The following is a 13,706-nucleotide window of genomic DNA, read 5'->3' on the forward strand; positions in this document are numbered from 1 at the left end:
GGTTTTGAAATAATTCGATTTATTAAAATTACTGATTAAAGGATATTGAAAAGTATGTATACAATAGACATATGAATAATCAATATAGACAATTTTTATAAATTTGTAAGATAAATATAGTAAATTTTCCTTTAAATATCTGAAATATATTGTATAATAAAAGATAAGTTTTTGTGACTAGATAGTTATCAAAAATTTTGATATGTAATTCGGTATATCATATATTTCGATTTGTATCGAAGGTTATACATGTCAATACATGAATTCTATCCATTGATAGTACTCAGTAGGAGGCAACAATGAAAAAAATTAAATCCGTCTTGGTAGCCAATCGCGGTGAAATTGCAATTCGCGTATTCCGCGCTTGTAATGAAATGGGTATTAAGACAGTAGCAATTTACTCTAAAGAAGACACATTGTCCTTGCACCGCAACCAAGCTGATGAAGCGTATCTGGTTGGGGAAGGTAAAAAACCTGTTGACGCATATCTTGATATTGAAGATATTATTCGCATCGCTAAAGAACACGATATTGATGCTATCCATCCTGGTTATGGTTTCTTGTCTGAAAATGAAGAATTTGCTCGCCGTTGTGCAGAAGAAGGTATTATCTTCATAGGTCCACATATTGAACATCTCAACATGTTCGGCGACAAAGTAAATGCTCGAGAACAAGCTAAATTGGCAGAAATTCCAATGATTCCTGGTTCTGACGGAGCATTAAAAGATTATACACAATTAGAAGAATTTGCAAATACTCATGGCTTCCCATTGATGATTAAAGCCGTTAATGGTGGAGGCGGTCGTGGAATGCGTGAGGTTCATCGTAAAGAAGAACTTCGTGATGCATACGATCGGGCAAAATCCGAAGCAAAAGCTGCATTTGGTGATGACGATGTATACGTTGAAAAACTCATTGTTGAGCCTAAACATATTGAAGTACAAATCCTCGGTGACGAACATGGTAATGTAGTGCATCTACATGAACGGGATTGTTCTGTACAACGTCGACACCAAAAAGTTGTGGAAATGGCACCAGCCTTTGCTTTGCCATTAGAAACTCGTAAAGCAGTATGCGATGCAGCTGTTAAAATCATGAAAAACGTAAAATACGTGAATGCTGGTACTGTTGAATTCTTGGTAACTGCTGATGGTAGCTTCTATTTCATCGAAGTTAACCCTCGTATTCAAGTAGAACATACTGTAACAGAAATGATTACAGATATCGATATCGTTCACTCTCAAATTCGCATTGCTGAAGGGTATGATTTACATAGTCCTGAGGTTGGTATTCCAGCACAAGATGAAGTTCCTTGTAAAGGTACTGCCATTCAATGCCGTATCACTACGGAAGATCCTAAAAATGGCTTCATGCCTGATACTGGCAAAATTTTAGCATATCGTAGTTCCGGTGGCTTTGGCATCCGTCTTGACTCTGGTAATGCGTTTACCGGCGCTGTTGTAACACCATATTATGATTCTTTGTTGGTGAAAGCTACTGCATTCGGCCCTAACAACCAAGAAACAATTCGTAAAATGTTACGTTGCTTGAAAGAGTTCCGTATTCGTGGTGTTAAAACAAATATCCACTTCTTAATTAATGTTCTTGAACATCCACAATTCCAAAGTGGTGATTATAATGTAAACTTTATTGAAGAACATCAAGAATTGTTTGAGTTAAAACCTGATCGTGACCGTGGTACTAAATTGCTTCGATATATTGCGGACACAACAATTAATGGTTACGCTGGCGCAGGGCCTCAAGAAGTGCCTGATTTCGAACCAATTCAAATGCCAAGCACATTGGATATCACTCCTGCTGCTGGGACAAAACAAAAATTTGATGAACTTGGTCCAGATGGTTTCAGTAAATGGTTATCCGAACAAAATCAAGTATTTTTTACAGATACTACATGGCGTGATGCGCATCAATCTTTGTTTGCTACACGTTTGCGTACCATTGATATGGCACGCGTAGCTGGTCATGCAGCAAAAGGTGTTCCTAATTTATTCTCTTTAGAATGTTGGGGTGGTGCTACATTCGACGTATCCTACCGTTTCTTGAATGAAGATCCATGGGAACGACTTCGCATGTTCCGTCGTGAAGTGCCTAACACATTGTTACAAATGTTGTTACGCGGTGCTAATGCAGTAGGTTACACCTCTTATCCAGATAATGTAGTGCGTAACTTTATCCAATTAGCTGCTAAAAATGGTATCGATGTATTCCGCGTATTTGATAGCTTGAATAGCTTGGATAATATGAAAGTTGCTATCGATGAAGTGCGCAACCAAAATAAGATTGCGGAAGTCGCATTGTGCTATACTGGCGATATTCTTGATAGCTCTCGTCCAAAATATAATCTTGATTACTATGTAAATATGGCGAAAGAATTGCAAGGCGCTGGCGCCAATATCATTTGTATCAAAGATATGGCTGGTCTTTTAAAACCACAAGCGGCTTACAATTTAGTATCTGCATTGAAAGATGCGGTAACAGTACCAATTCATTTGCACACTCATGAAGGTTCTGGTAATGCTATTTATTCTTACGGTCGCGCTGTAGATGCTGGCGTAGATGTTATCGACTTGGCATACTCTGCTTTTGCAAATGGTACTAGCCAACCAAGTATGAATTCCATGTATTATGCATTAGCGGGTCATGACCGTCAACCTGAGATGAATATTGATTACATGGAAGAAATGTCTCATTATTTTGGTAGCATTCGTCCATACTATAGAGGTGTAGATAAAGCTGAGAAGTATCCAAATACTGAAGTGTACCAACATGAAATGCCTGGTGGACAATACTCCAATTTACAACAACAGGCTAAAATGGTAGGTCTTGGTGAACGTTGGACAGAAATCAAAACAATGTATCATCAAGTAAACATGATGTTTGGTGATATCATTAAAGTTACTCCTTCTTCTAAAGTAGTAGGGGATATGACTTTGTACATGGTGCAAAATAACTTGACTGAAAAAGACATCTACGAAAAAGGTGATACATTAGACTTCCCTCAATCTGTAGTTGAATTCTTTGAAGGTCGTCTCGGCACTCCTTATCAAGGATTCCCTGAAGAACTTCAAAAAATTATCTTGAAAGGTGCGCGTCCTATTACTGTTCGTCCTGGTGCTGTTTTACCACCAACAGATTTTGAACATGTGCGTCATGAATTAAGTGAAATGGGTGCATCTACTACTGATGAAGATATCAGTGCATATTGTTTATATCCTAAAGTATTCCAAGATTATACTAAATTTACAAAAGACTTTGGCGATGTATCTGTCCTTGATACACCAACATTCTTCTTTGGTATGAAACGTGGTGAAGAAATTCAAGTAACCATCGAAAAAGGTAAAACCTTGATTATTAAAATGAATGGTTACTCTGAACCAGATGAAGATGGTAACCGTGTCGTTCTCTTTGAGTTCAATGGTCAACCTCGTTCCATCAAAGTTCACGATAAACACGCTAAAACAACTGGTGTTGTACGTCGCAAAGCCGATGAATCTAACCCAGGTGAAATTGGTGCTACATTATCCGGTTCTGTTGTTAAGATTCTCGTTAAAAATGGTCAATCTGTAACAAAAGGTGAGCCATTGATTGTAACTGAAGCGATGAAGATGGAAACAACTATTACTGCGCCTATGGACGGTATCGTAGCAGAAATCCTTGTTCGTGAAGGTAGCCGTATCGAATCTGGTGACTGCTTGCTTCGAGTAGAAGATGCGCCAAAACGTTAATCATAGAATGTAGTAGAACTATTATTGTAAAAATAGTTGTCTATATCTAATTTGATAATGTAAGAACCCCTAGATTATCTAGGGGTTCTTTGTGTTTTTTGGGCTTTCATGATACTATATAGAGTATAAGAAAATGGGATTTTTATGCCCCATTTTAGTGATGATGAGATAAAGGAGGATCGTAACTTATGAGATGCCCTTATTGCCAACATACTGATACAAAGGTAACTGACTCGAGAACTACTGATGAGGGTAATAGTATCCGTCGTAGACGGGAATGTATAAATTGTGGTCGACGTTTTACTACTTATGAAATTATTGAAGAAGTACCTCTCATGGTAGCAAAGAAAAATGGTCGCCGTGAGTTATTCGACCGTGGCAAATTATTAAATGGCTTGCTCCGCTCTTGTGATAAAAGAACAGTTCCAATGTCTGTAATGGAACAAGTTGTAAATGATGTAGAACGAGAAATTCGTAATGAAGTGAATCAAGAAGTGACTACTGACCGTATTGGTGAACTAGTATTACAACAATTAAAAGACATTGACCAAGTTGCGTATGTTCGTTTCGCATCGGTATATCGTAAATTCGACAATATCGATAGCTTTATGGCAGAGTTAAAATCGTTGAAAAAATTAGATAAAAAAAAGTCTAAATCTAAACAAGAGGCATAATATAGTCGTTGTACATTAGGACTTTCATCGTTTCAAACAGTATTACATAAGTCTATAGGATTTATATATGATAGATTTGCATTGCGATACCATCATGAAATTAATCGACCATCCCAATAATGGTGATTTATTTAAAAATAGATGGAAAATTGATATAGAAAAATTACAAAAAGGTCGTAGTCGGCTGCAAGATTTTGCACTCTTTGTAGACCTAAAAGACCAGGACGATTCATATGGTCGTTATGAGTCTATGCGCCAGTTATTTGTTAGTGAAATTATTAAATATGGTGAATATATTTGTCATGTGAAGTCCTATTCTGATATTCAGCAATGTTATGTTGATAAAAAAATAGCTGCTTTATTATCTATTGAAGAGGGTGGCGTTCTTGGTGGTGATATCTCCAAATTAGATAAGGCGTACCGTGATGGTGTTCGTCTTATGACATTGACATGGAATTACCCTAATGAAATAGGTGAGCCGAATACAGGTGATGCATATAAAAAACTGACACCCAAAGGTGTAGAATTTGTGGAACGTATGCAAGAATTGGGGATGATTGTGGATTGTTCACACCTCAATGATGGAGGTACAGAGCAACTAGGGGATATATTGGATGTACCCTTTGTTGCATCGCATTCTAATGCTCGTGAAATTACACCTCATCGACGAAATTTGCCGGATCATTTGATTCGACTTATCGGTGAAAAGGGTGGCGTTATTGGGCTTAATTTTGCTCAAGCTTTCTTAGGAGACTCACCAGTGAGTCGTATAGAAGATATAGTTAAACACGGTTTACATATTATTAATAAAGGTGGCGAAGAGGTTATCGCACTAGGTACTGATTTTGATGGTATTAAACCACATACAGAAATAGAAGATATTTCGCAAATGCATCGTTTATATGATGCATTTCGAGAGGCAGGTTTATCAGAAGAACAAAGGGAAAAATTGTTCTGGAAAAATGCTGATCGCCTGTTAAAGGAGATTTTATAATGGTAGATTTAAACCCAATTATTGCAGAACGTTTTTCTGAACATCTTGATGTATTTGGAAAAACAATGGAACAAATGAGTACTATTCAAGAAATTGCTGAACGCTGCAAAATCGCATTGCATAGCGGCAATAAAATTTTATTCTGTGGCAATGGTGGATCCGCAGCGGATTCACAACATTTAGCAGCAGAGCTCATTGGTCGCTATAAAAAAGAACGCCGTTCCTTGGCGTCCATTGCGCTCACAACGGATACATCTATTTTAACGGCTGTCGCTAATGATTATGATTATGATGCAATTTTTGCACGCCAAGTAGAAGGCTTGGGACGTTCTGGTGATGTTCTCATAGGTATTTCTACATCTGGCAATTCTAAGAATGTGGTGAAAGCCATTGAAATGGCACGTTCCACAGGTATGCATACTATTGCTTTCACTGGTGAAGGTGGTGGCAAACTAGCTGAACTCTGTGATATTACACTGGCTATTCCTAGTACTGTTACGGCAAGAATACAAGAAATGCATATTCTTGCAGGACATATTATTTGTGAATTAATAGAAGAAGAGTACTAATATTTATATGATTACAAAAACAATCAATGAATTTTTAACAAATTCATTGCCGAATTTAAAAATTGCCGTCATTGGCGATATCATGGTAGATCGCTATGTATTTGGCGATGTGAACCGTATCTCACCAGAAGCACCGGTCCCTGTGAACAGAGTATCTTCCGTCAAAGAAGTCCTTGGTGGTGCCGGTAATGTGGCTTCAAATTTAGCTAATCTTGATTGCCATGTCTATTTAGGTGGCGTAGCAGGCGATGATGACCACGGTCGTATGTTACAGCAGTTATTAGATGAAGATGGCGTCAATACATCTGGTGTTTTATACGAAAAAAATCGGTCTACCATTACTAAAATGCGCATTCTTGGTGATAGACAACAAATGATGCGTCTCGATTTTGAAACCATCCGCCCTATAGATAGCGATGAAGAAAGCAAGTTGGTAAGTTGGTTAGAAACCTTGTGCAAAGATGGATTGCAAGGCATCGTCATATCAGATTATGGTAAAGGTGTATGCACAACTAGTCTATTGTTACATGTATTCCGTTTGGCAAAAGAGCATAATGTACAAACTATTGTAGATCCTAAAGGTTCTGACTGGTCTAAATATGATGGTGCTACTTGTATTACGCCAAATGTTAAGGAATTGGGGGAATCCGTTGGTTATGTAGTAGATAATACAGACGAAGCCATTATTACTGCTGCGAAGGACGTATTAACGAAGTTGGATATTGAATATATCGTCGCTACCCGTTCAGCAAAGGGGATTACAGTAGTAGCCAAGGATGGACGTACATGGCATAACCCAGCGACCCAACAAGAGGTGTTCGATGTTAGCGGTGCTGGTGATACTGTAGTATCGATGATGATTACATGCCTTACTAGTAAGTTGTCTATGCGTTTAGCACTACATATTGCTAATGGTGCTGCAGGCATTGTCGTATCTAAAGTGGGTACCTATCCAATTCATCGCCATGAACTCATTGAATTGTGGCAATCACTACAAAAAGGGGAACATACAAAACCTTTATATACAAAAGAAGAGATGAAATCCCTTATTGACCAATGGCAGGCTAATAATGAAGTAGTAGTCTTTACTAATGGCTGTTTTGATATTTTACATCGCGGTCATATTACATATTTACAAGAAGCCGCACAATTAGGGCGTCATCTCATTATTGGGCTTAATTCCGATGATTCTGTAAAACGTTTGAAAGGTGAAACACGGCCTATCGTATCTGAACAAGATCGCGCTGCATTACTAAGTGCATTAGGTTGCGTTGATGGGGTCGTACTTTTTGAAGAGGATACGCCAGCAGATTTATTAGCCTATTTGCGCCCTAATATTCTCGTTAAGGGTGGAGATTATAAAAAAGAAGATATTGTAGGTCGCGAGTCCGTAGATGAAGTAGAAGTGCTTTCATTTAAAGACGGCTATTCTACGTCAGATATTGTGAAAAAAATAGCTATTATGGCTAAGGAGGGGAAATTATGATTATCGTAACAGGCGGTGCCGGTTTTATTGGTAGCAATATTGTGAAAGCGTTAAATGAGAGAGGTCGTAATGATATCCTCATCGTCGATGATTTAACAGACGGTCGTAAAATTCGTAATATTCAAAATTTAGATTTTTTGGACTATATTGATTGTGATGATTTCGATGCGGCCATTGCAGACGGTACTTTTAATGTAGGCCCTATCGAAGTCGTATTTCATGAAGGCGCATGTGCAGATACCATGGAATATAATGGCAAATACATGATGAAGAACAATTATGAAGGTTCTAAAAATCTATTTCACTATTGCCAAGATCGGGCGATTCCATTTATCTATGCATCTTCTGCATCTACCTATGGAAATGGGACGAACGGTTTTGTGGAAAACCCAGAAGCAGAAGAAGCATTGAATCCTTATGCGTATTCAAAATTGTTATTCGACCGTTATGTACGTAAATTTGAAGGCGAATACACGGCACAAGTTGTAGGATTACGTTATTTCAATGTATTTGGCCCTAATGAAGCACATAAAGACAAAATGGCATCCCTTGTACGTCAAATGTTCTACAAAAATCAAGAAACTGGTGTTATCAACCTTTTTGAGGGGACTGATGGCTATGAAAATGGCGGTCAAACACGAGATTTTATTTATGTAAAAGACGTAGTGAACGTAAACTTCTATTTTTGGGAACATCCTGAAATCAGTGGCGTATTCAATTGTGGCACAGGTCATGCGCACAGTTTTAACGAATTTATGCAAGCTGTTATCGATTATAATGGAAAAGGTCGTATTGAATACGTACCATTCCCTGAGGTATTAAAAGGTAAATACCAAAGCTTTACCGAAGCAGATACGACTAAATTAATGGCTGCTGGTTATGATAAAGGTTTCACTGAATTATCTGAAGCTGTTAAAGAATATTGCGAATTATTAGATAATAATGAAGGATACTTGCGCTAATATCCTTCTAGAAAGGACGCATATGCGTAAGGTATTGTTTTTAGATAGAGATGGGGTCATTAATAAAGATGTATCCTATCTCTATAAAATTGAAGACTTACAATGGGTTGATGGTGCCAAAGAAGCATTAAAAATGGCGTATGATCATGGGTATGATTTAATCGTCGTAACCAATCAAAGTGGTGTGGCTAGAGGCTATTATAAAGAATCAGATGTACAAATCCTTCACGATTATATGGGCAATGAATTAGACAAAGCTGGTGCGCCTATTTTGCATTTTTACTATTGTCCTCATCATAAGGATGGTAGTATAGCGCAATACGCTGTAGATTGCCAATGTCGCAAGCCAAAACCGGGGATGCTATTACAAGCCATTAAAGATTACCAAGTAGATCCACATAAGAGCTTTCTTATTGGCGATAGTCAACGCGATGTAGAAGCTGCAGTAGCTGCTGGTGTAAAGGGGTATTTATTCCAAGGTGGTAATTTGTTGGATTATATGAAGTCAATACTATGCACTAAAGATTGATTCATTATGTGTATGTAACTATATATCATCGTTTCTAAGTCCGACCAATCAGTATTTGTATTGTAATGTATCTGTTCACAAAGGGGTAACTATGAAGGCCTACAAGAATATACTCATCATCAAAATGAGTTCCCTCGGCGATGTCATTCATGCATTGCCCACACTATATGCATTGCGTAAAAATTTACCGCATACAAAAATTACATGGGCTATTCATGAGCAATTTGCTAGTCTATTGCCCGGCACACCTTGGGTGGACGATGTCATTATTATCGATAAAAAACAATTGAAATCGCCATCTTATTTATGGCAATTACGCAAGGATTTGCACGCACGTCATTTTGATATGACCCTCGACTTGCAATGCATTGCTAAGAGTGCTATTGTATCTGCTTTGTCTGGAGCTCCTGAAAAATATGGTTATTGGGAATTGCGGGAAGGTAGCAATTTTATCAATAAACCGCTCATTGGGGAGCATCAATTTGACCATGTTATTGAACGATACCTCGATACGGTACGCGTTCTCGGTGGGGATGTGGATGGTGTGGAATTTCCTATGCCTAGCTACGGCGATGCAGAACAATCTATTCGTCATCGTTTAGCAGAATACGGTGTTCACGATGATTACATTGTCATTGTACCTGGTGCTCGGTGGATTGTAAAAGAATGGCCTCTCGTCAATTTTGGCGAACTTTGTATTCGTCTCTGTGAAAGCGGTCAAAAGGTTGTTATCGCTGGGGCTCCTGATGATAATGATAAAGGACAGTTTTTAGAAAACTATGTGAAACATAATAATCTTATCAACTTAGTAGGTAAAACATCTATGTCCGAACTGATTGAACTCATTAGGCATTGCCAAGTTTTTATCAGCGCTGATACAGGACCACTTCATATTGCTAATGCGTTGAAAAAACCTTTAATTGCCATGTTTGGTACTACTAGTCCTGATAGGACGGGACCTTATGGAGGAAGTCATGTACATGTAGTGATTTCTCCAACGTCTCAGGCAACTCCTAAAAAGCCATTGGTAGATGATCCGGAGTGTATGGCACAAATTCCAATAGATGCGGTGTGGAATGTATATCGTGATATAGTGAGAAAGGATGCATAATGGAACTTGATTATAAACGCATTGTTGTTACCTTTCTCATGCATTTAGGGGATGTGGTATTAACGACGCCATTTCTTGAGGTATTGCGCAAAGCGGCACCTCATAGTCATATCACCTATGTTATAGATGAAAAATTACAAGATGTGATGAAATATAATCCTTATATCAATGAACTCATCACAGTAGATAAAAAGGGGCGTCACAATAGCATACAAGGCCTTAATGAAGTAGCGCGGCAAATTAATGCTCATGGACGTCCTGATATTGTAATTAATTTACATCCTAATGAGCGCACATCATACTTAGCGTGGAAAATTCATGGCAAGATAACAACTGGGATGAGTCATTTTTTATTTCGCCCTTTTATGACGAAATACACGCGTCTCGATAGAAGAACGCGGCATGCTGCAGATATGTACATCAATGTATTAGAACAATTAGGCGTTACCGATACGGTGAATCATGGTTTATGTATCGAGTCCTGCCCTGCATGGAATGATGAAGTGACAACATTCTATACATCTCATGGTATTCAGCCTAATGACACACTTATCGGTTTTAATATTGGTAGTGCGGTGCCAGAAAAACGCTGGCCTGCAGAGCGCTTTGCAGATGTGGCTGATTATTTTGGCAACAAAGGGTATAAGACCATATTCTTTGGAGGTCCTATGGATCTAGAAATGGTTCAACCTGTAGTGGATAAGATGAAAACGACGCCTATCGTTGCCACAGGGGCTTTCACCATCGGCACTTTGGCGGCGGCTATGAAATGGTGTGATTTACTCATTACCAATGATTCGGGGCCTATGCATGTTGGCATCAGTCAAGGTGTACCTATTGTGGCATTGTATGGACCGTCGAATCCATTTTTTTATGGTCCATATCAGGCGAAATCTATTGTCCTCGAGTCGATGGACAATTATGAAATTGGTAAAAGTATGAAACAAGTCATCAAAGAAGGTAAGTATAAGGGCATATCCGTCATTACTACAGAACAAGTAATAAAAGCGGCAGAAACCTTATTAGATGAATATAAACGATAGACCGTCATGTATACGATGGATTATATTTGTTATTAAAATGCACTAAAACTATATTTTTACAGTGCTATGTGTTAAACATAACCATAATAGGAACTGTGAAAGTAGGATGCACCTATGAATTATATTATTTTTGATTTAGAGTGGAATCAACCTTATAGTAATGACATTAGTTTTATGAAACGAACGGGGATGCCTATTACGGGGGAGATTATCCAAATTGGAGCAGTCAAGCTCAATGAAAATATGGAAATAGTGGATACTTTCACTATGTTTGTGAAACCACAATTTCTCCATCATATGCATAAACATGTAAAGGAATTAACAGGTATTACTCAACGTGATTTGAGCCAAGGGGTACCTTTTAAATTGGCTTATACTCATTTTCAACATTGGTGTGGTTCTAATTATATGTTATTGTCTTGGGGCGCTGATGATATTTTGATGCTCCGTGAAAACCTATTGCTTCATACTATGAAATCTATTATTTATGAACAATGGGCAGATGCACAAATGATTTACAGCTATGAGCGATTTGGTACAACACAACAATATTCACTAGCTAATGCTATGAAAGACCTTGGCGTATCTAGCGAACAATTGTCGGCTCATAATGCATTACATGATGCTATATTTACGGCTCATGTGTGTCAAAAACTTGATTTACCACGGGCGCTTATGCATTATGATGTAATCCGTAAAGAGGCGCCAAATCCATTTTTATACCCACCAGGGTTAACGTTTTTTATGTATGAGAACTTTCAAGAAAAGAAACGTATTGTACACGATAGACGAGGGCGAATTTCTTTTTGTCCGTACTGCCAAACCAGATTGGAAACGACGAAACCAGAACGGCTGCAGGGCGATAAATACCTTGCCATTGGCGTATGTCCTAAACACGGAGATTTTGCCATTCAATTAAAAGTAGGAAAATACACTATCAAATCTGGAGAAACGAGATTCTATTTAACAAAGGTTTTGAGTCACAGCACAGATGAGATTAGTAAACTATATACAGAAAAATCTGTCATCAATAGAGAGAAAGAACGCCTCTATTTTGAGCGGCGACAAAAAGAACTATTAGAAAAAGGATTAGTAAAACACAGCGAATCAAAATAGATAAGATTCGTATATCTATAAATGATGGGTTGTTAAAGATTTTATCAGATATGGGGAAACCATAAAGGAGATATATATGGAACGTAAATATGCTTGGCATAATTATGATGAACAAACATTAGAACAAGTCTTTGCCCTTGGCGATAGTTATCGTCAATTTTTAGATAATGGCAAAACAGAACGGGAATGCGTGGTGCAATCTGTGGCCGCAGCAGAAGCTAAGGGGTATGTGAATCTTAAAGATTTAATTAAAAATAACACATCTATCAAAGCTGGGGATAAGATTTACTACACACATATGGATAAATCCATTGTATTATTCAATATTGGTACCGATGATTTAGACCTTGGTATGAATATCCTTGGTGCTCACATTGATTCTCCTCGTATTGATGTGAAACAAAATCCTCAATACGAAGATAGTAATTTATTATTCTGGGATACTCACTATTACGGTGGTATCAAAAAATACCATTGGGTGGCTATGCCTTTAGCTATTCATGGCGTAGTAGTAAAAACAGACGGTACACGTATCGAAGTAAATATCGGGGACAACGACAATGACCCTGTATTCTGTATTACCGATTTATTGCCTCACTTGGGGCAAGAACAAATGCAGAAAAAGGCGGCTACTGTTATCGAAGGAGAATCTTTGGATCTTCTAATTGGTAGCCAACCTGTAAAAGATGAAGAAAAAGAAGGGGTATCTAAATTTATTAATGCTCTTTTGGAAAAACAATATGGCTTTGTAGAAAAAGATTTATTGTCTGCAGAATTGGAAATTGTACCAGCTGGTAAAGCTCGTGACATGGGTTTTGATCGTTCCATGATTATTGCGTATGGTCAAGATGACCGCGTATGTGCCTATACTTCGTTAGTGGCTATGTTAGAAGTAGAAAAGGTAAAACGGACAACATGTTGCTTGTTAGTAGATAAAGAAGAAATCGGTTCTGTTGGTGCTACAGGTATGCAATCCCGTTTCTTTGAAAATGCGGTGGCAGAAATTCTTACTTTAATGGGAAAACCAAATTCTGTTAATGTACGTCGTACATTGGAAAATTCCCGTATGCTTTCCTCTGATGTAAGCGCTGGTTACGATCCTTTGTATGCGTCTGCTTTTGAAAAGAAGAATGCTTCCTTCCTTGGTATGGGCGTAGTATTTAATAAGTTTACAGGTTCTCGCGGCAAATCTGGGTCAAATGATGCAAATGCTGAATACATGGGATTCATCCGTCGCGTTATGGAATCTAACAATGTTACATACCAAACAGCAGAACTCGGTCGTGTTGACCTAGGAGGTGGCGGTACCATTGCGTACATCATGGCTCTTTACGGCATGAACGTTATCGACTGCGGTGTAGCAGTGCTCAGTATGCATGCTCCTTGGGAAGTAACATCCAAGGCTGATATTTACGAGGCTAAACGCTGCTATGTGGCGTTCCTAAATGCTGATGACGAAATGATTTAATAGGAGGC

11 protein-coding genes are annotated in these 13,706 nt (G+C 38.2%); all 11 read left to right on the top strand.

Annotated features, from left to right (window positions below; translation table 11 throughout):
- Positions 1 to 299 precede the first annotated feature (299 nt).
- The 11 genes from EO120_RS00290 (at position 300) to EO120_RS00340 (ending at position 13,698) form a co-directional block, all read left to right on the top strand.
- The gene (locus tag EO120_RS00290; protein ID WP_127133508.1) at positions 300 to 3,746 is read left to right on the top strand and encodes a pyruvate carboxylase; all 3,447 of its coding nucleotides are present in this window, start codon (positions 300 to 302) and stop codon (positions 3,744 to 3,746) included.
- Positions 3,747 to 3,934: 188 nt separating this feature from the next.
- The gene (nrdR, locus tag EO120_RS00295; RefSeq protein ID WP_127133509.1) at positions 3,935 to 4,420 is read left to right on the top strand and encodes a transcriptional regulator NrdR; all 486 of its coding nucleotides are present in this window, start codon (positions 3,935 to 3,937) and stop codon (positions 4,418 to 4,420) included.
- A 67-nt stretch (positions 4,421 to 4,487) separates the two neighbouring features.
- The gene (locus tag EO120_RS00300; RefSeq protein ID WP_127133510.1) at positions 4,488 to 5,414 is read left to right on the top strand and encodes a dipeptidase; all 927 of its coding nucleotides are present in this window, start codon (positions 4,488 to 4,490) and stop codon (positions 5,412 to 5,414) included.
- Positions 5,414 to 5,983, top strand: a complete 570-nt coding sequence (gene gmhA, locus EO120_RS00305; RefSeq protein ID WP_127133511.1) for a D-sedoheptulose 7-phosphate isomerase — start codon at positions 5,414 to 5,416, stop codon at positions 5,981 to 5,983. Before EO120_RS00300 ends, gmhA begins: the two co-directional genes overlap by 1 nt.
- A 7-nt stretch (positions 5,984 to 5,990) precedes the next feature.
- Positions 5,991 to 7,469 (top strand): D-glycero-beta-D-manno-heptose-7-phosphate kinase, encoded by a 1,479-nt coding sequence (gene rfaE1 / locus EO120_RS00310; RefSeq protein WP_127133512.1) that lies wholly within the window; start codon positions 5,991 to 5,993, stop codon positions 7,467 to 7,469.
- A complete protein-coding gene (gene rfaD / locus EO120_RS00315; RefSeq protein ID WP_127133513.1) occupies positions 7,466 to 8,431 on the top strand; it encodes an ADP-glyceromanno-heptose 6-epimerase in 966 nt (321 codons plus the stop codon). The genes rfaE1 and rfaD overlap by 4 nt, the downstream gene beginning before the upstream one ends.
- 22 nt (positions 8,432 to 8,453) lie before the next feature.
- Positions 8,454 to 8,960, top strand: a complete 507-nt coding sequence (locus tag EO120_RS00320) for a D-glycero-alpha-D-manno-heptose-1,7-bisphosphate 7-phosphatase (protein WP_127133514.1) — start codon at positions 8,454 to 8,456, stop codon at positions 8,958 to 8,960.
- 91 nt (positions 8,961 to 9,051) lie between these two features.
- Positions 9,052 to 10,071 (top strand): glycosyltransferase family 9 protein, encoded by a 1,020-nt coding sequence (locus EO120_RS00325; RefSeq protein WP_127133515.1) that lies wholly within the window; start codon positions 9,052 to 9,054, stop codon positions 10,069 to 10,071.
- Positions 10,071 to 11,114, top strand: coding sequence for a glycosyltransferase family 9 protein (locus tag EO120_RS00330; protein WP_127133516.1), 1,044 nt, complete (start codon positions 10,071 to 10,073; stop codon positions 11,112 to 11,114). The genes EO120_RS00325 and EO120_RS00330 overlap by 1 nt, the downstream gene beginning before the upstream one ends.
- Before the next feature lie 114 nt (positions 11,115 to 11,228).
- Complete coding sequence (locus tag EO120_RS00335) at positions 11,229 to 12,230, top strand: 3'-5' exonuclease (RefSeq protein ID WP_127133517.1); 1,002 nt, start codon at positions 11,229 to 11,231, stop codon at positions 12,228 to 12,230.
- 76 nt (positions 12,231 to 12,306) lie between these two features.
- Positions 12,307 to 13,698, top strand: a complete 1,392-nt coding sequence (locus EO120_RS00340) for an aminopeptidase (protein WP_127133518.1) — start codon at positions 12,307 to 12,309, stop codon at positions 13,696 to 13,698.
- The last annotated feature ends 8 nt before the right edge of the window (positions 13,699 to 13,706 follow it).

Source organism: Veillonella caviae (assembly GCF_003992125.1).
In the GTDB taxonomy this organism is placed as follows: Bacteria; Bacillota; Negativicutes; order Veillonellales; family Veillonellaceae; genus Veillonella; species Veillonella caviae.